General features: G+C 72.7%; 24 protein-coding genes and 7 tRNA genes. 17 read left to right on the plus strand and 14 right to left on the minus strand.

Annotated elements, in window-relative coordinates; all coding sequences use genetic code 11:
- Positions 1-11: 11 nt before the first annotated feature.
- Positions 12-197: a hypothetical protein gene (locus tag AB0D29_RS27800; RefSeq protein ID WP_030706226.1), complete on the plus strand. Its 186-nt coding sequence runs from the start codon at positions 12-14 to the stop codon at positions 195-197.
- Positions 198-451: 254 nt separating this feature from the next.
- Here the strand turns inward: AB0D29_RS27800 and AB0D29_RS27805 are convergent.
- The 5 genes from AB0D29_RS27805 to AB0D29_RS27825 form a co-directional block, all read right to left on the minus strand.
- Positions 452-523, minus strand: a tRNA-Val gene (locus AB0D29_RS27805).
- A gap of 52 nt (positions 524-575) precedes the next feature.
- Positions 576-647 (minus strand) — tRNA-Val (locus tag AB0D29_RS27810).
- Positions 648-666: 19 nt separating this feature from the next.
- Positions 667-738: transfer RNA gene (locus AB0D29_RS27815), tRNA-Val, on the minus strand.
- A gap of 1 nt (position 739) precedes the next feature.
- Positions 740-813: transfer RNA gene (locus tag AB0D29_RS27820), tRNA-Cys, on the minus strand.
- Between the two features lie 39 nt (positions 814-852).
- A tRNA-Gly gene (locus tag AB0D29_RS27825) sits at positions 853-925 on the minus strand.
- 180 nt (positions 926-1,105) lie between these two features.
- Between AB0D29_RS27825 and AB0D29_RS27830 the strand changes: the two genes are divergently transcribed.
- The 3 genes from AB0D29_RS27830 to AB0D29_RS27840 are packed head-to-tail and all read left to right on the plus strand — an operon-like array spanning position 1,106 to position 3,892.
- The gene (locus tag AB0D29_RS27830; protein ID WP_362857974.1) at positions 1,106-2,188 is read left to right on the plus strand and encodes a chorismate-binding protein; all 1,083 of its coding nucleotides are present in this window, start codon (positions 1,106-1,108) and stop codon (positions 2,186-2,188) included.
- On the plus strand, positions 2,185-3,006 hold the full coding sequence (locus tag AB0D29_RS27835) for an aminodeoxychorismate lyase (protein WP_362857975.1): 822 nt from the start codon (positions 2,185-2,187) through the stop codon (positions 3,004-3,006). The genes AB0D29_RS27830 and AB0D29_RS27835 overlap by 4 nt, the downstream gene beginning before the upstream one ends.
- Positions 3,007-3,049: 43 nt before the next feature.
- Positions 3,050-3,892, plus strand: coding sequence for a GNAT family N-acetyltransferase (locus tag AB0D29_RS27840; RefSeq protein ID WP_362857976.1), 843 nt, complete (start codon positions 3,050-3,052; stop codon positions 3,890-3,892).
- Positions 3,893-3,919: 27 nt separating this feature from the next.
- On the opposite strand, the gene AB0D29_RS27845 is transcribed toward AB0D29_RS27840, so the two are convergent.
- Entirely contained in the window at positions 3,920-4,414 is a 495-nt protein-coding gene (locus tag AB0D29_RS27845; protein ID WP_351289624.1) for a DsbA family protein, read from the minus strand.
- A 195-nt stretch (positions 4,415-4,609) separates the two neighbouring features.
- On the opposite strand from AB0D29_RS27845, the gene AB0D29_RS27850 reads away from it, so the two are divergent.
- Together AB0D29_RS27850 and AB0D29_RS27855 are read left to right on the plus strand one after the other, a co-directional pair.
- Entirely contained in the window at positions 4,610-5,071 is a 462-nt protein-coding gene (locus AB0D29_RS27850) for a hypothetical protein (protein WP_362857978.1), read from the plus strand.
- 134 nt (positions 5,072-5,205) lie between these two features.
- A complete protein-coding gene (locus tag AB0D29_RS27855) occupies positions 5,206-5,379 on the plus strand; it encodes a hypothetical protein (RefSeq protein ID WP_362857979.1) in 174 nt (57 codons plus the stop codon).
- On the opposite strand, the gene AB0D29_RS27860 is transcribed toward AB0D29_RS27855, so the two are convergent.
- Together AB0D29_RS27860 and AB0D29_RS27865 are read right to left on the minus strand one after the other, a co-directional pair.
- A complete protein-coding gene (locus AB0D29_RS27860) occupies positions 5,320-5,940 on the minus strand; it encodes a CGNR zinc finger domain-containing protein (protein ID WP_362857980.1) in 621 nt (206 codons plus the stop codon). The genes AB0D29_RS27855 and AB0D29_RS27860 overlap by 60 nt on opposite strands.
- A 200-nt stretch (positions 5,941-6,140) precedes the next feature.
- A complete protein-coding gene (locus AB0D29_RS27865) occupies positions 6,141-6,554 on the minus strand; it encodes an SsgA family sporulation/cell division regulator (RefSeq protein ID WP_030011909.1) in 414 nt (137 codons plus the stop codon).
- Positions 6,555-6,731: 177 nt separating this feature from the next.
- Between AB0D29_RS27865 and AB0D29_RS27870 the strand changes: the two genes are divergently transcribed.
- Positions 6,732-7,214 carry a TIGR02611 family protein gene (locus AB0D29_RS27870; RefSeq protein ID WP_362857982.1) on the plus strand — a complete coding sequence of 161 codons (483 nt, stop codon included), beginning with the start codon at positions 6,732-6,734 and terminating at the stop codon, positions 7,212-7,214.
- Between the two features lie 46 nt (positions 7,215-7,260).
- Positions 7,261-7,332, plus strand: a tRNA-Val gene (locus AB0D29_RS27875).
- Between the two features lie 47 nt (positions 7,333-7,379).
- On the opposite strand, the gene AB0D29_RS27880 is transcribed toward AB0D29_RS27875, so the two are convergent.
- Positions 7,380-9,716: a hypothetical protein gene (locus AB0D29_RS27880; protein WP_362857983.1), complete on the minus strand. Its 2,337-nt coding sequence runs from the start codon at positions 9,714-9,716 to the stop codon at positions 7,380-7,382.
- 128 nt (positions 9,717-9,844) lie between these two features.
- Between AB0D29_RS27880 and AB0D29_RS27885 the strand changes: the two genes are divergently transcribed.
- Positions 9,845-9,916: transfer RNA gene (locus AB0D29_RS27885), tRNA-Val, on the plus strand.
- Positions 9,917-9,977: 61 nt separating this feature from the next.
- On the opposite strand, the gene AB0D29_RS27890 is transcribed toward AB0D29_RS27885, so the two are convergent.
- The gene (locus AB0D29_RS27890) at positions 9,978-10,703 is read right to left on the minus strand and encodes a 3'-5' exonuclease (RefSeq protein ID WP_327412935.1); all 726 of its coding nucleotides are present in this window, start codon (positions 10,701-10,703) and stop codon (positions 9,978-9,980) included.
- Positions 10,704-10,912: 209 nt separating this feature from the next.
- On the opposite strand from AB0D29_RS27890, the gene AB0D29_RS27895 reads away from it, so the two are divergent.
- Entirely contained in the window at positions 10,913-11,515 is a 603-nt protein-coding gene (locus AB0D29_RS27895; RefSeq protein ID WP_362857984.1) for a DUF4365 domain-containing protein, read from the plus strand.
- Entirely contained in the window at positions 11,515-12,756 is a 1,242-nt protein-coding gene (locus tag AB0D29_RS27900) for a hypothetical protein (RefSeq protein WP_362857985.1), read from the plus strand. Before AB0D29_RS27895 ends, AB0D29_RS27900 begins: the two co-directional genes overlap by 1 nt.
- Before the next feature lie 37 nt (positions 12,757-12,793).
- On the opposite strand, the gene AB0D29_RS27905 is transcribed toward AB0D29_RS27900, so the two are convergent.
- Positions 12,794-13,267 (minus strand): GNAT family N-acetyltransferase, encoded by a 474-nt coding sequence (locus AB0D29_RS27905; protein WP_362857987.1) that lies wholly within the window; start codon positions 13,265-13,267, stop codon positions 12,794-12,796.
- A 200-nt stretch (positions 13,268-13,467) separates the two neighbouring features.
- Between AB0D29_RS27905 and thrS the strand changes: the two genes are divergently transcribed.
- A complete protein-coding gene (thrS, locus tag AB0D29_RS27910; protein ID WP_362857988.1) occupies positions 13,468-15,444 on the plus strand; it encodes a threonine--tRNA ligase in 1,977 nt (658 codons plus the stop codon).
- A gap of 83 nt (positions 15,445-15,527) precedes the next feature.
- Complete coding sequence (locus AB0D29_RS27915; protein WP_362857990.1) at positions 15,528-16,088, plus strand: HIT domain-containing protein; 561 nt, start codon at positions 15,528-15,530, stop codon at positions 16,086-16,088.
- Here AB0D29_RS27915 and AB0D29_RS27920 read toward each other — a convergent pair whose 3' ends face one another.
- The 3 genes from AB0D29_RS27920 to AB0D29_RS27930 all read right to left on the minus strand — a co-directional run bounded on the left by AB0D29_RS27920 (position 16,089) and on the right by AB0D29_RS27930 (position 20,580).
- Positions 16,089-16,502, minus strand: a complete 414-nt coding sequence (locus AB0D29_RS27920) for a DUF1992 domain-containing protein (protein ID WP_362857991.1) — start codon at positions 16,500-16,502, stop codon at positions 16,089-16,091.
- A gap of 73 nt (positions 16,503-16,575) precedes the next feature.
- Positions 16,576-18,243: a hypothetical protein gene (locus tag AB0D29_RS27925; protein WP_362857993.1), complete on the minus strand. Its 1,668-nt coding sequence runs from the start codon at positions 18,241-18,243 to the stop codon at positions 16,576-16,578.
- Between the two features lie 141 nt (positions 18,244-18,384).
- On the minus strand, positions 18,385-20,580 hold the full coding sequence (locus AB0D29_RS27930; RefSeq protein ID WP_362857994.1) for an elongation factor G-like protein EF-G2: 2,196 nt from the start codon (positions 20,578-20,580) through the stop codon (positions 18,385-18,387).
- A gap of 296 nt (positions 20,581-20,876) precedes the next feature.
- On the opposite strand from AB0D29_RS27930, the gene pgsA reads away from it, so the two are divergent.
- From pgsA to AB0D29_RS27950, 4 genes are all read left to right on the plus strand, one after another.
- Positions 20,877-21,542 carry a phosphatidylinositol phosphate synthase gene (gene pgsA / locus AB0D29_RS27935; protein WP_351591357.1) on the plus strand — a complete coding sequence of 222 codons (666 nt, stop codon included), beginning with the start codon at positions 20,877-20,879 and terminating at the stop codon, positions 21,540-21,542.
- Positions 21,542-22,444: a phosphatidylinositol mannoside acyltransferase gene (locus AB0D29_RS27940; RefSeq protein ID WP_362857996.1), complete on the plus strand. Its 903-nt coding sequence runs from the start codon at positions 21,542-21,544 to the stop codon at positions 22,442-22,444. The genes pgsA and AB0D29_RS27940 overlap by 1 nt, the downstream gene beginning before the upstream one ends.
- Positions 22,444-23,619 (plus strand): glycosyltransferase family 4 protein, encoded by a 1,176-nt coding sequence (locus AB0D29_RS27945; RefSeq protein ID WP_362857997.1) that lies wholly within the window; start codon positions 22,444-22,446, stop codon positions 23,617-23,619. The genes AB0D29_RS27940 and AB0D29_RS27945 overlap by 1 nt, the downstream gene beginning before the upstream one ends.
- Before the next feature lie 83 nt (positions 23,620-23,702).
- On the plus strand, positions 23,703-24,245 hold the full coding sequence (locus tag AB0D29_RS27950; RefSeq protein ID WP_362803185.1) for a hypothetical protein: 543 nt from the start codon (positions 23,703-23,705) through the stop codon (positions 24,243-24,245).
- The last annotated feature ends 11 nt before the right edge of the window (positions 24,246-24,256 follow it).

Genomic DNA, 24,256 nt, shown 5'->3' on the forward strand with positions numbered 1-24,256 from the left:
GGGAGAGGGCCATGGCGGACATCGCACGGCAGGGACGCAAGGCATTCGCGTTCAACGGCCACGAGTCCGGTACCCGCCACCCACTGGTGGCCGCGGCCATGGTGCTCCCCCTGGCCGCCCTGCTGCTCTTCCTCTTCGGAGGCTTCGATCAGCTGGCGGCACAGGCGTCGTCCGTGGGTCTGATGCCGGGGCGCTGAGCGGCGCCCCGGGCCCGGGAGAGCGGTCCGGGCCGGGACATCGGTCGTCGAACCCCGTGGGGACGGGGGAGCGGCGGACGGACGGCAGGTGAAGGGTGCTGCCCGTACGACTGGGGAGTCGGACGGGCAGCACCCTTTTTCATGGCCTGCTTTCACGAGACGGGAACGCGAAAGACGGGAACGCGAAAGACGGGAACGCGAAAGACGGGAACGCGAAAGCCCCGGCCGAAGAGACGGCCGGGGCTTTCGATCGGTGCGCGATACTGGGATTGAACCAGTGACCTCTTCCGTGTCAGGGAAGCGCTCTCCCGCTGAGCTAATCGCGCGGGAACCACGGCTCGGAAGCCGCAGGTCAGGCATGTGATGCCAGGTACTGCGTGCGCGATACTGGGATTGAACCAGTGACCTCTTCCGTGTCAGGGAAGCGCTCTCCCGCTGAGCTAATCGCGCGGGGATCCTTGCGGATCAGTGGACGATACTGGGATTGAACCAGTGACCTCTTCCGTGTCAGGGAAGCGCTCTCCCGCTGAGCTAATCGTCCTTGGAGGTGGAGACGGGATTTGAACCCGTGTAGACGGCTTTGCAGGCCGTTGCCTCGCCTCTCGGCCACTCCACCATGGAGCTGCAGGGGTTCTCGGGAAGATCCCCCACTTCGAGCGGACGACGAGACTCGAACTCGCGACATCCACCTTGGCAAGGTGGTGCTCTACCAACTGAGCTACGTCCGCAGGTCACCGTGTTCACTCCGGGGTGTTCCCCCTTCGCTCCCTGGCGACGAGTTGAACTCTAGCGGATTCCCGGGCCAGCTCAAAAACGCGTTTCCGCAGCGTGCTGCCGCTCGATCACCACAGGTCACCCCGCCGTCACCCCACCGGCGCCGCGTCGTCACCGGTCATAGACTCGCAGCCGTGCACGACCTGCCCCCCATGGCCCGCTTCGGCGGCCTCCTCGCGACCGACCTCCGGGACGTCACCAGCGATCCCGCAGCCCTCGACTCCACCGGCTTCTGGGCGGTGGCCGCCGGCTTCGAAGGGCGGCTGGTCTGCGCCCGCTTCGGGGACGTGCGCCCCGACCCGGTCCCCGCGCCGGTCCCGGGCGCCTGGCGCGGCCCCGACGCCGACCAGTGGACCTCCTCGCTCGACCGGACCGCCTACGTCGACGGCGTGCGCCGCATCCGCGAGCACATCGCCGCAGGTGAGGTCTACCAGGCCAATCTCTGCCGCGTGATGTCCGCGCCGCTGCCCCACCCGGACCGCGCCGACGTCGACGCCCTCACGGCGCTCCTCGCCCGCGGCAACCCCGCACCCTTCGCAGGAACGATTCGGCTGGCCGCGTACGGCGTGGAGATCGCCACCGCCTCCCCGGAGCTCTTCCTGCGCCGGACCGGCCGCCGCGTCGAGTCCGGCCCCATCAAGGGAACCGGCCGCACCGCCGCCGACCTGCTCCCCAAGGACCACGCCGAGAACGTGATGATCGTGGACCTCGTACGCAACGACCTCGGCCGGGTCTGCGCCACGGGCTCCGTCACCGTCCCCGAACTGTGCGCCGTCGAGGAGCACCCGGGCCTGGTCCACCTCGTCTCCACCGTGAGCGGCGAGCTCGCCGACGGCGCCGGCTGGCCCGAGCTGCTCGCCGCCACCTTCCCGCCCGGCTCCGTCACCGGCGCGCCCAAGTCCTCCGCCCTGCGGATCATCGAGGCCCTGGAGACCGCCCCGCGCGGCCCCTACTGCGGAGGCATCGGCTGGGTCGACGCCGACCGGGGCACCGCCGAGCTCGCCGTCGGCATCCGCACCTTCTGGATCGACCGCGAGACCCCCGGCGGCCCCAGCCTGCTCTTCGGCACCGGCGCCGGCATCACCTGGGGCTCCGACCCCGACCGCGAATGGGCGGAGACCGAACTGAAGGCCGCCCGGCTGCTGCGGGTCGCGGCGGGCCACGAGACCACCGGCATCCAGGGGGCGAACGGGACGATCGGAAGGACCGCACCATGAGAATCTGGCTCGACGGAGCGCTGAAGGACGTCGACAGCGCGCACGTGTCCGTCCTCGACCACGGGCTGACCGTGGGGGACGGCGTCTTCGAGACGCTGAAGGCGGAGCGCGGCCGGGCCTTCGCCCTCACCCGCCACCTGGAGCGGCTGGCCCGCTCCGCCCGGGGCCTCGGCCTGCCCGACCCCGACCTCGACGAGGTGCGCCGGGCCTGCGCCGCCGTACTGGAGGCCAACCCGGTGGAGCAGGGGCGGCTGCGCCTCACCTACACCGGCGGAGTCGCCCCGCTCGGCTCCGACCGCGGCGACGCCGGCACCACCCTGATCGCCGCCGTCGCACCGTCCGCCCGCCGCCCGGACACCACCGCCGTCGTCACCGTCCCCTGGGTGCGCAACGAGCGCTCCGCCGTGGCCGGCCTGAAGACCACCTCGTACGCCGAGAATGTGGTCGCGCTCGCCGCCGCGCACCGGGCCGGGGCCTCCGAGGCGCTGCTCGCCAACACCGTCGGCCGGCTCTGCGAGGGCACCGGCTCCAACGTCTTCGTCGTCATCGGCGGGGAACTGCACACCCCGCCCCTGAGCTCCGGCTGCCTGGCGGGCATCACCCGGGCCCTCATCGTCGACTGGGCCGGCGCCAAGGAGACCGACCTGCCCTTCGAGGCGCTGGAGCAGGCCGAGGAGATCTTCGTGACCTCCTCCCTGCGCGACGCCCAGGCGGTCGTCCGGATCGACGACCGCGAGCTGGGGACGGGCCCCGGGCCGGTCACGGCCGAGGTGATGCGGATCTTCGAGGTGAAGGCCGGATCGGACATCGATCCGTGAACCCTGGTGACGCGGGGCCGCCGGGCAGGTAGAACTCGAAGTGATGACCACCACCCTGCGGCCCGCGCAGCCGCTCCAGCAGAACAGTGACGGAACCCGCTCGCGGGCCTACGAGGTGCGGGTCAACAGCCGGCACGTCGGCACCCTCGAACTGGCCACCAGATCGGCGGCCCAGCCCGAGATCGGCGTGATCCGGGACCTGTGGATCGACGAACCGGACCGCCGGCGCGGGCGCGGCACGGTCGCCGCGCTCGCCGCCGAGGAGGTGCTGCGCTCCTGGCGCTGCACCTGTATCGCCGTGTCGGTGCCCGCCGACGCCGCGCCGGCGCTGCGGATGGCCACCGCCCTCGGCTACCGGGAGACCGGCCGGGTCATGGTCAAGGAGCTGCCGGCCGAACCGCCCGCGCTCCCGGCGGGCAGCAAGGGCCGCCCGATGACCCAGGCCGAGTTCGACGTCTGGCTGGAGGCGGAGATCGTGGAGTACGGCCCCCGACTCGTCTCCCCGGGCATGACCGCGGAGCAGGGCGTGGCCGCGTCCCGCGTCGAACACGCCCGGATGCTGCCGGCCGGGCGGGAGACCCCCGGCACGGCCTTCCACGTGGTGGAGAGCCCGGAGGGCGCGATCCTGGGCAGCGTGTGGGTCGGGGAGCGCGAACTGCCCGGCCTCGGCACCGTCCGCTACGTGTACGACGTCCGGGTCGAGCCCGGACACCGCGGCCAGGGTCACGGCCGGACCCTCATGCTGCTGGCCGAGCACGGCGCACTGGCCGCCGGCGCCCGCCACCTGGGGCTGCACGTGGTCGAGGGCAACACCCCGGCCCGGCGGCTCTACGAGTCTCTCGGCTACCGGGACACCGCGGTGAACGCCGTCAAAGAGCTGATCTAGGAGCCGGGAAGCCGAGGCGCCGGGAGCTCAGGAACCGAGCAGGCGGTCGGCGATCTCCTCGATGCGGGCGCGCAGGCCGTCCTGGCTCTTGCCGCCGTCGAGGCGCTCGCCGTCGATCACGTACGTCGGGGTGCCGGTCACGCCGATCGCCTTGCCCTCGGCCTGGTCGGCGTCGACGATCAGGATGTGCCGCCCGTCGATCAGGGCGGTGTCGAACTCCTCGACGTCCAGACCCAGTTCGCGCGCCACGTCCAGCAGCACCGGCTCGCCGCGCTCGGCCAGCTCGGCGGTGCGCGCCAGGACGGCCTCCGCGTAGGGCCAGCCCTGCCCCTGCTCGACGGCCTCCTCGGCGGCCTGCGCCGCGGCGAAGGCGTGCTTGTGCTTCTCCAGGGGGAAGTGGCGCAGCCGGATGTCCAGCCGGTCGCCGTAGCGGGCCCGCAGGGCGCGTACGTCGTCCAGGGCGCGGTGGCAGTCCGGGCACTGCAGTTCGCACCAGACGTCGAGGATCACGGAATCGGTCATACGCACAGTCTCCCAGCCCCCGCCCGGCCCACCGACCGGGACCTGATCGCCAGGACACCCCCTGGGGAGGAGGCGCGACCCGGAGATGTCCCGGAGATCCGTCCGGGGGCGGCCGTGGACCTGGCCCCCGCGGCGACGTGCGGTGCAGGATGGACAGGGACAGATCGCCTTGCCGCCGACAGTCCGGAGGACCGCATGATTGCCGAGACCATTTGCTCCGCGGTGTCCGCGGCGGGCCTGGGCATCGCCGCGCTGACCGCCTACCGCAAGCGCTTCCTGGCCGCCGCGCGGATCACCGCGTACGCGCTCGTCCCCATCGGCCTCGTCCTGACCGGCGTCGTGGAGTGGGTGTCCGGGATGGTCTTCAATCCGACCGTCTGGGCCGGCTTCGGGCTGCTGGCGCTGTCCTGGGTGCTCTTCGCCGCCACGCGGGCCGTCGAGCGGCGCCGCCTCGATGCGTCCGGGGAGCCCGCGCAGAAGAAGGTCAAGAGGGGCCGGGCCCCGGAGGCCGTGGCCCCGGCCGCCTCCGCCCCGTCCCTCGGCGCCGCCGGAACGGGTGCCGGGCGCGAGCCCGCGCCGGGCCGCAAGCCGGCCGCCGCCGCTCCCGCGGACGACTTCTCCGACATCGAGGCCATCCTGAAGAAGCACGGCATCTGACCCCGGGCCCGGGGGCCGGGGGCCGCCCCCGGAGCGGACCGGGCCGCCTCGTCCACGAGATCGAGCGAACTACCGCACGGTTGTTGGCGTGTTGAGGGGCGGACGGCCGTTCGCTGCGCCATCATCGCCCCGACATGCTCGAGACATCGCAGAGTGAGCCCTCGGTGCCCGTGCCGGTACCCGCCCCCGTCGCGGAGGAGCCGCGAGGCTGCCTCTTCGCGCTCTCCCAGCCGCCCCTGATGATCTTCCTAGCGGTGATCGGCATCCTGCTGCTGCTCGCCGCCGTGCACGACCTCTTCGTGCTCTGACAGCCCCGCGTCGGCCTCCTTGCGCCGGGCCCGGTACGCCGCGACGTGCAGCCGGTTCCCGCAGGTCCGGCTGTCGCAGTAGCGCCGGGAGCGGTTGCGCGACAGGTCCACGAAGGCGCGCCGGCAGTCCGGGGCCTCGCAGCGGCGCAGCCGTTCCTGTTCGCCGGAGACCACGATGAAGGCCAGGGCCATGCCGCCGTCGGCCGCCAGGTGGTCGTCCACCGACGCGCCCGGCGCGAAGTAGTGGACGTGCCAGTCGTAGCCGTCGTGGTCGGTCAGCTGCGGGGTGGTGCCCGCGGTGGCCACGAGCTCGTTGACGAGTGCGGCCGCCGCACGCGGGTTCGGTGCGGCGAAGACCTGGGCGAACTTGGCGCGCACCGTCCGTACGCCGGCCAGGTCGCGGGCGCCGAGCTCGCCGACGTCACTGATCGCGTACTCCTGGACGAAGGCGCGCAGCGCGCCGAGGTTCGAGAGTCCGTCGGGCTGGTCCGTCTCGGCCGCGGTGTTCACCAGCGCGACGACGACGTCGAGCGCGCGACGGGTGTCGTGGGGGATCTGCACGGGGGGTCTCCCTCGGGGGCCGGGCCTGCGGCGACGGGAGGCCCGCCGCTGCCGCCCGACAATAGCGGGTCCCCCGACAGCACACCGGCGCCGTCCTCGCGGGTGGATCCCGCGGGAACAGCGCCGGCACTGCCGTATGTGGTTGTCCGACCCGCACCGTCGCCCCGAGTCGGACGGTGTCGAGCGGCTGTAGGCCTGGCTCAGCTTTCGGCCAGGATGTGGGAGAGCTCCTTGTCGAGGTCGAAGTGCCGGTGCTCGGTCCCGGGTGGAACCGCGGCGTCCGTCCGCTTGAGGAACGACTCGAGTGCTCGGGCGGGTGCTTCGAGCAGTGCTTCTCCCTCCGGTGAGCTCAGGGCGATGCAGACGACGCCCTGACCGTGGCTGCGGGACGGCCAGACGCGGACGTCGCCGGTACCGGTGGGCCGGTGGAGGCCCTCAGCGAGGAGGTCGCGGGCGAATACCCATTCGACCGTCTCCTCGGCGCCGGTGTGGAAGGTGGCGTGCACGGCGTAGGGGTCGGCCGTGTCATACCGCAGGCCCGCGGGAACAGGCAGTGAGGACTCGCTCGACACAACGAGGCGCAGGTGCAGCTCGCAGCTGACCGTGGTGTTCATAAGCGCCAGGGCCTTTCGCTCAGTGTGCGCTCGGGGATTCGCACGTCGGCGAAATCGACATGCCACCTACGGTGCCGTTGTAAACCCCTCTGACCGTTTTGCGGACCTCTGGGTCCCTCGGACGGCGGATCCAAACGACCATTCACGTGTGCTTCCGGCTCCGGTAGATTCGACCCCATGAATACGGGGAGTGACCGCGGAACCAACGAGTCCGCCGCCGACGAATCCGCCGTGGGTGCCACGGGAGCCACCGAGGGCGCGGAAGCCGCGGAAGGCGCGGAGCAGACGCCGCACGTATCGAAGGCGCCCGCCTTCATCAAGGCCCGCAGGAGCCTGCACCTGAGCTGGCAGGTCGGCGTCTTCGTCGTCGGCCTCGCCGTGATCGCCGCCGGTGTGGCCATGCTCGTCCTGCCCGGCCCCGGCTGGGTCGCGATCTTCGCGGGCCTGGCGATCTGGGCCACCGAGTTCGCCTGGGCCCACCTCGTGCTGCGCTGGACCAAGCGCAAGGTCACCGAGGCGGCGCAGAAGGCGCTCGACCCGAAGGTCCGCCGCCGCAACATCATCCTGACCAGCGTGGGCCTCGTCATCGCGGGCGCGCTGATCGGCTTCTACCTGTGGAAGTACGGGCTCGTCCTGCCCTGGAACCTCAAGGACCAGTGATGGTCAAAGAGCACCGCTGACATGCGGTAATGTTTGCGGTGCGTCCGGGCGATTAGCTCAGTGGGAGAGCACTTCGTTCACACCGAAGGGGTCACTGGTTCGAACCCAGTATCGCCCACCCGGACCAGAGGCCCGGAGACTTTCACAGTCTCCGGGCCTCTGGCGTTACCGCAGCCGTCCGATCGCGTCCCGCAGCCGCCGGGCATCGCGCAGCCGCTTCTCGTACGTCGCTCCCACCGCCAGCAGCAGCAGGCCCGCCAGGGCCGGCGGCACCCAGCGCGGCAGCGCCCCCGCGACCTGCACCACGTACGGGGCCAGCTCGTGCACCGCGACCACCGCCAGCACCGCACCGCCCAGCAGCAGCGGGGCCTGCAGCCGTCGCCGGGCGCCGATCAGGGTCAGCGCCAGCGCGGCCAGCCCCAGCAGCAGCGGACGCACCCAGTCCCCGTCCTGCAGGGCCGCCAGCAGGCTCGGCAGCAGGGTCGCCGCCAGCCCCGGGCCGTACGCCGTCCAGGACGAGGCCTGAGGGTCCCTGCGGCGCCGCAGGAAGCCCACCACGAGGGCCGGCACCGTCACCGGCAGCGTGTAGGCCTCCGGCGTCGTGACCCCGGCGTCGGCCAGCCGGACCCAGGTGGCCGCCACGAACAGAGCCCCCGCCGCCCAGCCCACCGCGCGCCGCTCCGGGCGCACCGCGGCCCCCGCGCAGACCACCCCGGCCAGGGCCAGGACCAGCGCCAGCGTCCCCGTCCGCCCGGCCGACAGGGCCACCGCCAGGGCGCCCGCGACGGCCGCCGCGATCTCCACGGGCACCCGTACGCCGCCCAGCCGCGGCCCGAGCGCCGCCGCCAGCGCCGGGACCGCGAGCACCGGCAGCGCCCACCAGACCACCGCCAGGTCGCTCACCGCGGCCGCCGCCACGAGCAGCCCGGTGGCGTACCCGACGGCGCACACCGCGGCCCCGGCACGGACCCGGCGCGGAGCGGGCCCGTACGCCGCCCCCACGGCGCAGGCCGCGCCCAGCAGCCCCCACACCGCGAAGGTCGCCACCCGGCCGTCCAGCGCGCCCACGGACACGTTCGCGGCGCCGACCAGCGCGCACACCGCCGCCGCGATCCCGGCGCCGCGCGCGGGGGAGCGCAGGGCGAGCACCCCGGCCGCGCCCGTGACCGCCAGCTGGGCGGCGAACACCGCCGCCGCCGGGAAGCCGAGCAGCACCGGGGCCGTGAACAGCCCCGCCCAGGCCAGCACCACCGCCACCACCCCGGGCTCCGGCCGCGCCAGCACCCGGGACAGCCACCAGGCCGCGCCCGCCGCCGTCAGCAGGACCAGCACACCCGCGGCGCCCGGCGCGTACGCCGTGGCGGCCGGAGTGGTCACCGCCCAGACCTCCTCCAGCACCCGGAGCCGGGCCAGCAGCGCCGGAACCACCGCGGCGCCGGCCGACAGCGCCGCCAGGGCCGTCACCGCCACCCCGGCCCGTGCCAGGCCGCGCCGCACCGCCGCCGGGAGCGCGGAGACGCGTACCGCCGCCAGCAGCGGCAGCGCCACCAGCAGGTGCACCAACACCACCCACGCGCCGTCGCCCACCGAGTCCGTCAGACCCGGCCGGGCCGGACCGCCCAGCGCCACCACCGCCGCCAGACCGCCCACCAGCGCGCAGACCCAGGCGCGCGGCTCCCGCCAGGCCGCCGCGACGCACAGGGCCGCGCCCGCCAGCAGCAGCGCCGCCGGAGCCAGGGCCTGCACCGCCGACTCCGCCGACCACGACTCGGCCACCCCGATCAGCAGCGCCACCGCGGTCAGCACGGCCGCCGGGACCGCCGCCGCACGGACCCGCAGGGCGAGCGCCCCGTCCAGCGCCGCCGTCGCCAGCAGCGCCCAGCCGAGCTCCAGCGGGCCCGCCTGCGCGGCCAGCGCCGCCAGCGGCAGCGGGAACTGCGCCGCCAGTACCGCGGCCGGCAGCGGGAGCCGCAGCTTGCGCAGGGCCGCGCCGTAACCGGCCCACACCCCCGCCAGCACCGCGGCCGCCCCCGCCGCGTACCCGAAGCCGTCGGCGTCCGGCATGCCGACCGCGTACAGCGCGTACGCGTCCAGCACCGTCAGCAGCAGCCCCACCGCGGCGACCGACTCCGCCGTCGACCCCAGCCCCCGGCGCAGCAGCGCCGCGGGCGCGAACAGCGCCGCCGCCGTCACCGCGGCCAGCACCGCCGAGCGCCCGGCGATCCCCATCGACCCCCAGCTGACCAGCGTGAAGGCCAGCGCGGCCACGGCCAGCAGTACGGCGCCCAGGGTGAGCAGCACGTTCTGCGCGCTCGGGGCCGACGTCTCCTTCGGCGGTCCGGCGGGCACCGGCCCCCAGCCGGCGGGAGCGGGTCCGGGCTGCTGGAGGATGCGCAGCAGCCAGTCCCGGCGGGCCAGCAAATGGTGCCGCCGGGCATCGAGTTGTGCCAGCTCACGGTCGATGAGCGCCAGCTCTTCGGCCGGCGGCAGAGGGGTGTTCATACCGGGAGTGTGGCGCCGGTCACGCCGTCAGGACATGGGCGTGCGTACTCAGATCCGCACTGAGTACGCACAGGGAGGGAAGCGGTTTGAACCAGCCGCGAGCCTTCTGTATTGTTCAGTGCGTTCCCGGGCGATTAGCTCAGCGGGAGAGCACTTCGTTCACACCGAAGGGGTCACTGGTTCGATCCCAGTATCGCCCACCGGGACAGGCCGGTCCGTCGCAAGACGGACCGGCCTTCCGCATGTACGGGGCCGTGCGGCCTACGCCGCCGTCGACAGGTCCGGCCGCAGCGGCCAGTGCGGATCGACCGGCTCCGGCGTCCCCTGCCGCGCGAACCAGGCCTGCAGGCCCCGCGCCTGCGCCGCGTGCCAGACCGCCTGCAACGTGTGCAGCTCCGCCGGCGACAGCCGCTCCAGCCGGGCCGCGAACCGGCGCCCCACCGCCCGTACGAGCTCCAGCGAGGCCATCGCGTCCGCCGCCGCGTCGTGCGCGCCCTCCAGCTCGATCCCGTAGTGCGCGCACAGGTCCGTCAGCGTCCGCCGGCCCTTGCGGTACCGGTCCAGGTGCTTGTCCAGCACCCGCGGATCCAGCACCGTCAGCGGCCGGTTGTCCAGGTAGCGGGCCAGCGAGGAGGCCCGGTGCCGGCGCAACTCCCGGTCCAGCAGCGTCAGATCGAACGGCGCGTTCATCACCACCACCGGCCGGCCGGCCACCTGCTGCTCCCCGAGCGCACGCGCTATCTCCTCCACCACCGGCGCCGGCCAGCGTCCGTGACGCTGCAGGTGCTCGTCGGTGAGCCCGTGCACTTCCGTCGCCCCCGGGGGCACCGGAACGCCGGGATTGACCAGCCAGCGAGTGGTGCGGACCCGGCCCCCCGCACACTCCTGCACGATGAGCGCGGCGGACACGATCCGGTCCTGCTCGACGTCCACCCCGGTGGTCTCCGTGTCGAATGCGGCCAGCGGGCCCTCGTACCAGCGTGTCATGGCGAACTCCTCGTCCCCGGTCGGCAGATGGGGCGCACTCGGATCACGCCACACCTTCGCCCGCATCGGTGATACCCGGGCTGTTTGCCCCGTACGCCGTTTGCGGGGACCCGGGTGCGGCAACAACACCCATGGGGGGCCGCACACATGACCGGTCATCACCCCACCCACCACCGACGGCAGAGCCCGGAAGGCATGGGGAGCCGGCCATGGCGCTCGCGCAGCCCGAACCGGGCGGGGTGCTGGCGGGGCAGATCGATCCGCGCACCGGAACACCGGACGACGCGCGGAGCGGACCGCTGCGCGGCACACTCGCCACCACCGCCTGTATGGAAACCCTTCAGGTGGGATACCTGCACGCCGTCGCCGCAGCGGCCGGCTGCTCGCTCTCCCAGCCCTTTCCGGACAACGGCATCGACTGGCACGTCAGCCACGGCGCCCCCGAGCACGTCGTCGACGACGAGGTCACCATCAAGGTGCAGTTGAAGGCGACCTACCAGATACCGCCCCGGCCGGCCGGGCCCACCTTCGCCTTCACCCTCGACAACGAGCACCTGGTGAAACTGGCCCGCACGCCGGTCGCCGTCCACAAGATCCTCGTCGTGATGCTCGTCCCGCGGGAGCGCGACCAGTGGCTCGCCGCCGGGCACGACCGGCTCGACCTGCGGCACTGCTGCTACTGGACCAATCTCGCCGGACACCCGGTGACCGGCCGGCGCCGGACCACCGTACGGATCCCGACCACGCGGATCTTCGACGACCGGGCGCTCTGCGAGATCATGACCCGGGTCGGGTCGGGAGGGACACCTTGATGCACTGGCACTCACCGAACCTGGAACCGCTGCCGTCCCCGGACTACGGCGGGTTCGCGGACTCCGCGCACCCCTCCGCCCCCGATCCCGCGCAGGTCGATCCGGCCGTGCTCGGCGCGCTGCTGCACCGCCACGGGTGGCTGCGCCGGGGCGGGGCCGCCGGCCGCTACGGCCGCTGGACCCCGCCCGCCACGCACCCGACGGCCCGCTCCGCCACCAGCCTGCTCGTGCCCGAGAGCCGCACCTTCCCCGACTGCGCCGACCTGCTCGAAGAGGCGATCACCGCGCTCACCCGCAGCGGCCTGCCCTCCGCGCGGGAGGTGCTCTACGGGCTGAGCGTGCCCAGCGACGAGATCCGCTGGGACCGGGAGATACCGCAGGGGGCGTACGGGCTCCAGGGCGAGGCCGCGTGGACGGTGCAGGAACAGCTGCGCTCGGCCGCCCGGCAGCTGCTGCTCGCCGGAGCGCTGGCCGAACGGGCCCGCGCCGGGTACTACGGGGCCCGGCACCGGGCCCAGGCCGAACGGGCCCTGGACGGGGTCCTGGTGGGCCCGCACCCGGGCGGCCGGCGGCTGACCGCGTACGTCCCGGTCGACGGTGGCCGGGGCACGGTGACCCGGCTGCACCACGCCCTGCACGCGGCCCGCGAGGCCGTGGACTACCAGCGGGCCACCGGCGGCATGGAAGCCTTCGACGCCGCGGTGCGGGCCGGGGTCAGCCGGGAGCTCGCCGAGGCGCTGATCGCGCTGGTCCGGGGCACGGAGGGAGCCCGGATCGCCCTGGCCTGGGCGCCGGCGGCGGGGGTACCGGCGGGCTGCGCGGCCCGGCCGGAGCCGGTGGAGTTCTCACCGGGCGACCTGCCGGTGCTGCGGGACGCGGCGGCCCGGTACACCCGGGACGAGCCGGCCGTCCAGGTCCGCATCGCGGGGGCGGTGGTCCGGATGCGGCGCTCGGCGCCGGGGGGCGGGGGCACGGTCAGGCTGCGGGTCCTCGCGGGGGCGGAGGTCCCGTACGTGCGCGCCGCGCTGGACGAGGAGGCGTACCGGGTGGCGGGGCACGCGCACCTGGTGGGCCTGCCGATCCGCGTGGGCGGGCGGCTGCAGCGGCGGGGTGGCTTCCGTCGGCTGACGGACGCGACGGGGGTGGCGCCGGTGCCGCTGGACGAGGTCGAGCGGGACCGGCTGATGAAGGCGCTGGACGAGCCGTTCGATCCTGCGGATGTGCTCGCCGCCGACGAGTAGGGTGCGGCGCCGCTGCCGGGGCTCCGCCCCAGACCCTTCAGGGGAAGAGTCGGAACGACGCCATGGTCAGGTTCGGGGCGGGGGAGAAGTCGGGCCCTCGGGTGAAGCCCAGGTGTTCGTAGAGGGAGACCGCGGGGGTGTTGGCCGCGCCCGTGGTGACCTTGACGGGGCGGCCCGGGAAGAGGTCGGTCAGGGCGTGGCGGAGCAGGAGGGACGCGATGCCCCGGCGGAACCAGGCCGGGGACACGCAGACGCGGTCGAGGGAGACCTCCCCACCCGGCTCTTCCTCCCAGGCCAGGAATCCGGCGAGCTCCCCGCCCCCGTCCGGGACGGCGCCGATCCAGTTCAGCTCCTGCGCGCGCATCTCCGCGAGGCTCTCGCCCAGCGCCGGGATGCCGTCGAAGCCGATCAGCTCCGCCTCGATCGCGTACGCAGCCCGCCCGATCCGGTGCACGGCCGTCGCGACGGCGTCGTCGGTCAGGTCCAGTCGGCGTATGCGTGGGCTAGGCATGCCGACCAGGCTCGCACAATCCGGCCCCGCCGGCGTTTGAGGCGGGCCCCCGGACGGAGTCCGGGCGAGGGTTCGGGGCGGAGCCCGGGACGGGTGCGGGCGGGCCCGCGCGGTAACCGTTTAGCGGCGCAGCCACTCCGCTCGGTACGATTCACGCGCGCAGTGTTCGCTCGCGCACCCCCAGAGTTCAGGAGAGACCGGTGTCAGACGTCCGTGTGATCATCCAACGCGATTCCGAGCGGGACGAGCGCGTGGTGGCCACGGGCACTACGGCGGCCGAGCTCTTCGCCGGCGAGCGCACCATCGTCGCCGCGCGCATCGCGGGTGAGCTGAAGGACCTCGCGTACGAGGTGCAGGACGGCGAGACCGTCGAGCCGGTGGAGATCTCCTCCGAGGACGGCCTGAACATCCTGCGCCACTCGACCGCGCACGTCATGGCGCAGGCCGTGCAGGAGCTCTTCCCCGAGGCCAAGCTGGGCATCGGCCCGCCGGTCCGGGACGGTTTCTACTACGACTTCGACGTGGCCCGGCCCTTCACCCCGGAGGACCTGAAGGCCGTCGAGAAGAAGATGCAGGAGATCCAGAAGCGCGGCCAGCGATTCTCCCGCCGCGTGGTCACCGACGAGGCGGCCCGCGAGGAGCTCGCCGACGAGCCGTACAAGCTGGAGCTCATCGGCATCAAGGGCTCCGCGTCGACCGACGACGGCGCGAACGTCGAGGTGGGCGGCGGCGAGCTGACCATCTACGACAACCTCGACGCGAAGACCGGCGAGCTGTGCTGGAAGGACCTCTGCCGCGGTCCCCACCTGCCCACCACCCGCAACATCCCGGCCTTCAAGCTCATGCGCAACGCCGCCGCCTACTGGCGCGGCAGCGAGAAGAACCCGATGCTCCAGCGCATCTACGGCACCGCGTGGCCGTCGAAGGAGGAGCTGAAGGCCCACCTCGACTTCCTCGCCGAGGCCGAGAAGCGCGACCACCGCAAGCTCGGCAACGAGCTGGACCTCTTCTCCATCCCGGACGAGATCGGCTCCGGCCTCGCCGTCTTCCACCCCCGCGGCGGCATCATCCGCCGGACCATGGAGGACTACTCGCGCCGCCGGCACGAGGAGGAGGGCTACGAGTTCGTCTACTCCCCGCACGCCACCAAGGGCGCCCTCTTCGAGAAGAGCGGGCACCTGGACTGGTACGCGGAGGGCATGTACCCCCCCATGCAGCTCGACGGTGGTACCGACTACTACCTCAAGCCCATGAACTGCCCGATGCACAACCTGATCTTCGACGCGCGCGGCCGCTCGTACCGTGAGCTCCCGCTGCGCCTGTTCGAGTTCGGCACCGTGTACCGGTACGAGAAGTCCGGCGTGGTCCACGGCCTGACCCGGGCCCGCGGCTTCACCCAGGACGACGCGCACATCTACTGCACCCGCGAGCAGATGGCGGAGGAGCTCGACCGCACGCTCACCTTCGTGCTGAACCTGCTCCGCGACTACGGTCTGACCGACTTCTACCTGGAGCTGTCGACCAAGGACCCGGAGAAGTTCGTCGGCTCGGACGAGGTCTGGGAGGAGGCCACCGCGGTCCTCCAGCAGGTCGCCGAGAAGCAGGGCCTCCCGCTGACCCCCGACCCGGGCGGCGCGGCCTTCTACGGGCCGAAGATCTCCGTGCAGGCGCGCGACGCCATCGGCCGCACCTGGCAGATGTCGACCGTGCAGCTGGACTTCAACCTGCCGGAGCGCTTCAACCTGGAGTACACCGCGCCGGACGGCTCCCGCCAGCGCCCGGTCATGATCCACCGCGCGCTGTTCGGTTCGATCGAGCGGTTCTTCGCCGTGCTGCTGGAGCACTACGCGGGCGCCATGCCGCCGTGGCTGGCCCCGGTCCAGGCGGTCGGCATCCCGATCGGCGACGGGCACGTCGAGTACCTGCAGGAGTTCGCCGCGGCGGCGAAGAAGCAGGGTCTGCGGGTCGAGGTGGACGCCTCCTCCGACCGCATGCAGAAGAAGATCCGCAACCACCAGAAGCTCAAGGTCCCCTTCATGATCATCGTCGGTGACGAGGACATGGCCGCGGGCACCGTCTCCTTCCGCTACCGCGACGGTTCGCAGGAGAACGGCATCGCCAAGGACGAGGCCCTGGCCAAGCTGGCCAAGGTCGTCGCGGACCGCGTCCAGGTCTGATCCGCATACCGATCCGTACGAGGAAGGCCCCCGGGAAGTGATCACTTCCCGGGGGCCTTCCTCGTACCCGAAGGCAAGGTCATATGCTTGCCGCCATGACGATTGAGCCGGAGCAGCAGATCGGTGTGGGCACGCAGGACGCGTTCCAGCGTCTGTGGACGCCCCACCGGATGGCCTACATCCAGGGGGAGAACAAGCCGACCGGCCCGGAGGCCGGGGACGGCTGTCCCTTCTGCGGAATTCCGGAGATGTCCGACCAGGACGGCCTGGTCGTGGCCCGCGGCAGGCACGTCTACGCCGTGCTGAACCTCTACCCGTACAACGGCGGCCACCTGATGGTCGTCCCGTACCGGCACGTCGCCGACTACACCGAGCTCGACGCCCTGGAGACGGCCGAACTCGCGGACCTCACCAAGCGGGCGATGATCGCGCTGCGCAAGGCCTCGGGTGCGCACGGGTTCAACATCGGCATGAACCAGGGCGCCGCCGCCGGGGCCGGCATCGCCGCGCACCTGCACCAGCACATCGTGCCCCGCTGGGGCGGGGACACGAACTTCATGCCGGTCGTCGGCCACACCAAGGTGCTGCCGCAACTGCTCGCGGACACCCGCCAGATGCTCGCCGACGCCTGGCCCGTCGACTGATCAGCCGGCCGGTCGGTTCCCGCGGCTCTCGCGCCACGTCTCCAGTACGGCCTCGACGTCGAATTCGGTCAGGCCCAGGGGCGGTCCCGACGGGGGCCTGAGCAGGGCGGCGCGGATCTTCTCGTTGACCGCGGTGAGGACGTCCCGCACCTGGCGCTCGGTGCGGGCCGCGAGGGCGGCCTCCCGGGCGTCCTCCGCCTCCTTGCGCAGCGCGAGCGCCGGAGGCAGGACGGCGAACCCCTCGCGGTGCAGCTTGCCCTTGATCCACCACAGCTCGTCGTACGGCGCGTCGAGGGAGGCCAGCGGCTTGCCGTAGCCGGGCAGGTTCTCGAATTCGCCCCGCTCGGCGGCCTGCCGGATCTGCCGGTCCACGAAGGACTCGAAGCTGACGCCAGGCGGTTTGCGCTCGGTCACGGCCGCTCCTCCGGATCGTGGGGCGCCCCGCCCCCTGCCCCTGTCCGCGCCTCCAGCCTACCCACGCGCCGGTTCACGCGTCGTAGACGTCGGCCTTGCGCGGCGCCGGCTCCTGGATGAGGCCGCTCATGATCGAGGAGCGGTTGGTGAAGCGGTCGGTGTCGACGCCGTTCTCCTCCAGCACCTTGAAGGTCGCGGCGTGGATCGACCGCAGGACCGGAGCCACCGTGCGCAGGGCGTCGTCGGCCATGAAGCGGTGGCGCCACATCGAGCTCGCCCAGACGTGCCGCAGGCCGAAGGGCTCCGGCAGGACCAGCTTGCCGCCGAAGAAGTCCAGGATCGGCGGGTACCAGGTCAGCGGGGCCCGCACGGCCAGCCGTACCACTTCCTGGACGTCCACCAGCGGCAGCGGGCGCTCCACGGTCTCCCAGAAGCGGATGCTCTTGGGCACCTCCACCACCGGGGCCTTGGACTTCGTGGTGAACAGGCCGTGTACGGGGCCCAGGGCGTGCGCGGTGACGTCCACGCGCAGGGTCTTGTAGAGCACGGTGACCGTGACCAGCATGTTGATGACCAGCTGGCCGTCCCAGAGCGGGTACTGGATGCCCAGGTAGTGCCGGTTCCCGGCGTTGAACTGCTGCTCGTTGCAGATCCGGGTGATCTCGTGCGGCTTGATGAGGAAGGCGTCGACGTTCTCGCCGGTGGGGCGGGCGACCTCGCCCGCGCCCTCGCCGACCGGGGTGACGATCCAGTGCTGGATCGCGGCGGGCGGGAAGCCGCCGGTGTGCAGGGGGCCCCGCTCCAGCTTGCGGAGCTGGGCGTCGATCCCGCGTATGACGTCCCAGCTGCGGAAGGGGTGGATCTCCATCCCCTCGCTCTTGGGGGCGAGCTCCTCGGCCATCTGCCAGCTGCCCCACCGGGTGCCCATGCCGAGGATGCCCTTGGGGCCCGCGTAGAAGACCTGGTTGCTGCGGTCCTCGGCGGTGAGCTTGGCGAGCTGGTGGCGCAGGTCCTCGCGCGCCTTCTCGTCGGGGTTGCCCGGCACGGCCTCGGGGATCTTGGCGCCGATCCCGTCGCCGGAGAGCAGTCCGTCCCAGCGGGCCCGCAGGTCCCTGGCGGTGGCCTCGCAGGTCCGGCGGGCCAGCAGCCAGCCCAGGGCCGGGGCGATGATCATGGCGCGTGCGTAGAGTCCGAGGAAGCCGGTGAGCGGCAGCCGGAACATCAGGACGGCGGCCACGATGCCGATGCCGACCATGACCGCCGTGGCGATCCAGGAGGCGCGCTTGCCCTCCTTGCCGGACAGGCTCTTGCGCAGCTGGAACATGCCCAGCCAGAGCAGCAGGCCGGGCAGGAACAGCACACCGCACACCAGCGTGATCAGCCGGAGCCTGCGGTCGCGCTCCTTGCGGATGCGGGAGGCGGCCAGGCAGTGCTCCACCACCGTCTGCGGATCGGCGCCGAAGGACTGGATCAGCGGCTTGCGGCCCGAGCCGAGGGTGCGGGCCTCGACGGCCCGGCAGAAGGCCTCGCCGAGGCTGGGCTCGAAGAGGGAGATCTTCGGGGGCTTGACCGTGGCCGGGTGGAGCTCGCTGTTGGCCCCGAGTATGGCGTCCAGCTTGGTGTCCTTGCCGCCGTCGCGGTACGCGGCCGAGGCGAGGGCGTTGGTCGCAGCCGTCTGCCCACCGCCACCCTGGAGAGGAATCTGCGCTCCGGGCCTGAAGTCGAATCCGTCGTCCGCCACCGCTGCCCCCATCGCTGTGCGTTCGTGCTCTTTTGGCGCGCCGACGAGCCTATCGGCGGATCTCGCCCCATGGTCATGGGACAGGGAAATGCCGCCCACCGCAAGCTGGTTGGGTGGGCGGCCTTCCCGACGCTATGTCAACTAGCTTCCCTTCTCAGCCTGTTCGCGCACCTTTTCCGCGATCTGGGGTGGCATGGGCTCATGGCGGGCGTAGGCCCGGGCGAAGCGGCCCGTGCCGTGCGAGACCGAGCGCAGCTCCACGGCGTAGCGACCGATCTCGATCTCGGGGATCTCGGCGCGGACCCGGGTGCGCCCCGGGCCGGCCTGGTCGGTGCCGACGACGCGGCCGCGGCGGCCCGCGAGGTCGCTCATGACCGGGCCGACGTACTCGTCGGGGATGAGGACGGCGAGCTCGGCGACCGGTTCGAGCAGGTCGATGCGGGCCTCGGCGGCGGCCTCGCGCAGTGCGAGGGCGCCGGCCGTCTGGAAGGCGGCGTCGGAGGAGTCCACCGAGTGGGCCTTGCCGTCGAGGAGCGTGATGCGGACGTCGACCAGCGGATAGCCGGCCGCGACCCCGCGGGCGGCCTGGCCGCGCACTCCCTTCTCCACGGACGGGATGAACTGGCGGGGCACGGAGCCGCCGACCACCTTGTCGACGAACTCGATGCCGCTGCCCGCGGGGAGCGGCTCCACCTCGATCTCGCAGATGGCGAACTGGCCGTGACCGCCGGACTGTTTGACGTGCCGGCCGCGGCCGGCGGCCTTGACGCCGAAGGTCTCGCGCAGGCTCACCTTGTGCGGGACGGCGTCGACCTGGACGCCGTAGCGGGTGCGCAGCCGCTCCAGGGCCACGTCCTGGTGCGCCTCGCCGAGGCACCACAGGACGACCTGGTGGGTGTGCGGGTTCTGCTCCAGGCGCATGGTGGGGTCCTCGGCGACGAGCCGGGCCAGGCCCTGGGAGAGCTTGTCCTCGTCGGCCTTGCTGTGGGCCTCGATGGCGAGGGGGAGCAGCGGGTCGGGCATGCTCCAGGGCTCCATGAGGAGCGGGTCCTCCTTGGCGGAGAGGGTGTCGCCGGTCTCCGCGCGGGTGAGTTTGGCCACGCAGGCCAGGTCGCCTGCGATGCACCGGGTGAGGGCGCGCTGCTGTTTGCCGAAGGGGGCGGTGAGGGTGCCGATCCGCTCGTCGACGTCATGGTCTTCGTGGCCGCGGTCGGCGAGCCCGTGCCCGCTGACGTGGACGGTCTCCTCGGGGTTCAGGGTGCCGGAGAAGACGCGGACGAGGGAGACGCGGCCGACGTAGGGGTCGGAGGAGGTCTTGACGACCTCGGCGACGAGGGGGCCGGCGGGATCGCAGGTGACCTCGGGACGGGCGGAGCCGTCGGGCCGGGTGACGGTGACGGCGGCGCGTTCCAGCGGGGTGGGGAAGCCGCCGGTGACCAGTTCGAGGAGTTCCACCGTGCCGAGCCCCTGGCGGGCGCCGTCGGCGGCGGGCGCGGCCATCAGGACGGGGTGGAAGGTGCCGCGGGCGACGGCCCGCTCCAGGTCGTCCACGAGGGTCTTGACGTCGATGTCCTCGCCGCCGAGGTAGCGGTCCATGAGGCTCTCGTCCTCGCTCTCCGCGATGATCCCCTCGATGAGGCGGGAGCGGGCGTCGGCGATGAGCGCGAGCTCCGTGGGGTCCGGGTCGCGCTCCACGCGCTCGCCGGAGGAGTACTCGTAGACGCGCTGGGAGAGCAGGCCGAGGAGGCCGGTCACGGGGGAGTGGCCGTCGGGTCCGGCGGGGCCGTGCAGGGGGAGGTAAAGGGGGATGACCGCGTCGGGGTCCTCGGCGCCGAAGATCTCGCCGCAGACGGTGGTCATCTGCGCGTAGTCGGAGCGGGCGGCCTCCAGGTGGGTCACGACGATGGCGCGGGGCATGCCGACGGCCTCGCACTCGTCCCAGACCATGCGGGTGGCCCCGTCGATGCCGTCCGAGGCCGAGACGACGAAAAGGGCCGCGTCCGCGGCGCGCAGACCGGCCCTGAGTTCCCCGACGAAGTCGGCGTATCCGGGGGTGTCCAAAATGTTGATCTTGATCCCGCCCCATTCGACGGGGACGAGGGAGAGCTGGACGGAGCGTTGTCGGCGGTGCTCGATCTCGTCGTAGTCGGAGACGGTGGCGCCGTCCTCGACGCGGCCCGCCCGGTTGACCGCTCCGGCGGTCAGGGCGAGGGCTTCGACCAGCGTGGTCTTGCCCGATCCGCTGTGGCCGACCAGCACGACGTTCCGGATGGAGGAGGGGCGGTCGGCCGTCAGTGCCCTGCCGGCGGCTCCGGCTTGGTGTGATGTGGCTCCCATGGTGCTCGTACCTCCCGGTGGTGACGGTGAGGAGGGTGGGTTCCTTGATCGATTCCTTGCGCGGCTCCTCGGATGAGGAACACGGGGTTCTTCGAGCTTTGCACTGGTGTCACACCGCGTCCATACGTCGTACCGGGCACGTACCCGGGGCGCACCGGAGGCCGTCCGTGACGTGAAGTACGTCTTACGCGGCACGAACCGGTGGGTGCGCGGCGTCCGGGCGGCGGCGCGCTGGCTACGATGGGCCAGCCGGTGGCCGTGGTGGCCGTGCGGCCCAGCGACCCTCCGGGAAGGCCATGCTGAACAAGTACGCGCGTGCATTCTTCACGCGTGTTCTCACGCCATTCGCCGCTTTTCTGCTCCGGCGGGGGGTGAGCCCGGACGCGGTCACCCTGATCGGCACGGCCGGAGTGGTGGCGGGAGCGCTGTTCTTCTTCCCCCGGGGCGAGTTCTTCTGGGGCACGATCACCATCACCCTCTTCGTCTTCTCCGACCTGGTGGACGGGAACATGGCCCGCCAGGCCGGGATCTCCAGCCGCTGGGGAGCCTTCCTCGACTCCACCCTCGACCGGGTGGCGGACGCGGCGATCTTCGGCGGTCTCGCGCTCTGGTACGCGGGATCCGGGAACGACAACGTGCTCTGCGCGGTGGCGATCTTCTGCCTGGCCAGCGGCCAGGTGGTGTCCTACACCAAGGCGCGCGGCGAGTCGATCGGGCTGCCGGTGGCCGTCAACGGGCTCATCGAACGGGCCGAGCGCCTGGTGATCTCGCTGGTCGCGGCCGGTCTGTCGGGGCTGCAGATCTTCGGGGTGCCGTCCTGGATCGGGGTGCTGCTGCCGATCGCGCTGTGGATCGTGGCCGTGGGCTCGCTCGTCACGCTGATCCAGCGGGTGGTCACCGTACGCCGCGAATCGGCCGAGGCCGACGCCGAGGCCGCCGCTGCCGACGGCGGCGCGGCCTGATGGGCAGCGCACAGGACAAGCTGGTCAGCGGGCTGTACGGGCTCGGCTGGGCCGGGGTCAAGAAGCTGCCCGAACCGGCCGCGGTGGCCCTGGGGCGGCGGATCGCGGACTTCGCGTGGAAGCGGCGCGGCAAGAGCGTGCTCCGGCTGGAGTCGAACCTGGCCCGGGTGGTGCCCGATGCCGGTCCGGAGCGGCTGCGCGAGCTGTCCCAGGCGGGCATGCGCTCGTACATGCGGTACTGGATGGAGTCCTTCCGGCTGCCGACCATGAACCCGGAGCGTTTCAGCACGGACGTCGAGTTCAAGGACGAGCACCTCCTGCGCGACGCCCTCGCCTCCGGGCGCGGCGTCGTCGTCGCGCTGCCGCACCTCGCGAACTGGGACCTCGCCGGGGCCTGGGCCATCGGCCACATCGGGGTGCCGTTCACCACGGTCGCCGAGCGGCTCAAGCCCGAGAGCCTCTACGACCGCTTCGTGGCCTACCGGGAGAGCCTGGGCATGGAGGTCCTGCCGCACAGCGGCGGCGCCGCCTTCGGCACGCTCGCCCGCCGGCTGCGCTCCGGCGGCCTGGTCTGCCTGGTCGCGGACCGGGACCTGTCGGCCTCCGGGGTCGAGGTCGACTTCTTCGGCTCCACGGCCCGGATGCCGGCCGGGCCGGCGCTGCTGGCCCAGCAGACCGGTGCGGTCCTGCTCCCGGCCACCCTGCACTACGGCGACACGCCGAAGATGTACGGCCGGATCCACCCCGAGGTGGAGGTGCCGAAGAGCGGCACGCGGATCGAGAAGACCGCCGTCATGACGCAGGCGGTGGCGGACGCCTTCGCCTGGGGGATCGCCGAGCACCCGGAGGACTGGCACATGCTGCAGCGACTGTGGCTGGACGACCTGGAGGAGCGCGCGTAGTGAAGATCGGCATCGTGTGCCCGTACTCGTGGGACGTGCCGGGTGGCGTCCAGTTCCACATCCGGGATCTGGCCGAGCACCTGATCCGTCTCGGCCACGAGGTGTCGGTCCTGGCCCCGGCGGACGACGAGACCCCGCTGCCGCCCTACGTGGTCTCGGCCGGGCGGGCGGTGCCGGTGCCGTACAACGGCTCGGTGGCCCGCCTGAACTTCGGGTTCCTCTCCGCCGCGCGGGTCCGGCGCTGGCTGCACGACGGCACCTTCGACGTGATCCACATCCACGAGCCGGCCTCGCCCTCGCTGGGGCTGCTGTCCTGCTGGGCGGCGCAGGGCCCGATCGTGGCCACCTTCCACACCTCGAACCCGCGCTCGCGCGCCATGATCGCGGCGTACCCGATCCTCCAGCCGGCCCTGGAGAAGATCAGCGCGCGGATCGCGGTGAGCGAGTACGCGCGGCGCACGCTGGTCGAGCACCTCGGCGGCGACGCGGTCGTCATCCCCAACGGCGTCGACGTGGACTTCTTCGCCAAGGCCGACCCGAACCCCGACTGGTCCGGGCAGACCCTCGGCTTCATCGGCCGGATCGACGAGCCGCGCAAGGGCCTGCCGGTGCTGATGGCCGCCTTCCCGAAGATCGTGGAAGCGTGTCCGGACGTACGGCTGCTGGTCGCGGGCCGCGGCGACGAGGAGGAGGCGGTGGCCTCCCTGCCCGCGGAGCTCCGCCCGCGGGTCGAATTCCTCGGCATGGTCTCGGACGAGGACAAGGCACGGCTGCTGCGCAGCGTCGACGTGTACGTCGCCCCGAACACGGGCGGCGAGAGCTTCGGCATCATCCTGGTCGAGGCCCTGTCGGCGGGCGCCGCGGTCCTCGCCTCGGACCTGGACGCCTTCGCACAGGTCCTGGACCAGGGCGGGGCCGGTGACCTCTTCGCCAACGAGAACGCCGACGCCCTGGCGACGGCGGCGATCGCCCTCCTGCGCGACCCGGCCCGCCGCGCGAAGCTCAGCGCCAGCGGCTCGGCGCACGTCCGCCGCTTCGACTGGTCCACGGTCGGCGCGGACATCCTGGCGGTCTACGAAACGGTCACGGACGGCGCGGCCGCGGTGGCCGAGGACGACCGCAGCACCAGCCTCCGCACCCGCCTGGGCTTCTCGAAGGACCCCTCCTCCTCCTGAGGGCTCACCCCCGGCGCTGAGGTCCCGCCGCCCGCCAGGGGCGATGGGGGCCGGGGCCCCGGGGAGCGGTAAGGTCGCGCAGCGTGATCGAAACCCTTGTCTGGATCGCCCTGGCTCTCGGAGTCATCGGGGTCTATCTCAGCTGGACCGCCGGCCGGCTGGACCGGCTGCACTCGCGGATGGACGCCGCGCGGGCCGCGCTCGACGCGCAGCTCGTCCGGCGGGCCTCCGTGGTGCTGGAGGTGGCCACCTCCGGGGTGCTGGACCCCGCCTCCTCGCTGGTGCTGTACGAGGCCGCGCACGCCGCCCGGCAGGCCGAGGAGGAGCACCGGGAGGTCGCCGAGAGCGAGCTCAGCCAGGCGCTGCGGGCGGTCTTCGCCGACGCCGACCAGGTCGAGGTGCTCAAGGCGGCGCCCGGCGGGGCGCAGGCCACCGAGGAGCTGGCGGCGGCCGTCCGCCGGGTGCCCATGGCCCGCCGCTTCCACAACGACGCCGTTCGGGCCGCCCGCGCGCTGCGCCGCCATCGCAAGGTCCGCTGGTTCAGACTGGCCGGGCACGCCCCGTTCCCGCTGGCCTTCGAAATGGACGACGAGCCGCCAGTGGATCTTGCCGATCGGCCCACCTAGGGCCGTGAGGG

Origin of the sequence: Streptomyces sp. NPDC048424, assembly GCF_040651555.1 — a bacterium.
GTDB lineage: Bacteria > Actinomycetota > Actinomycetes > Streptomycetales > Streptomycetaceae > Streptomyces.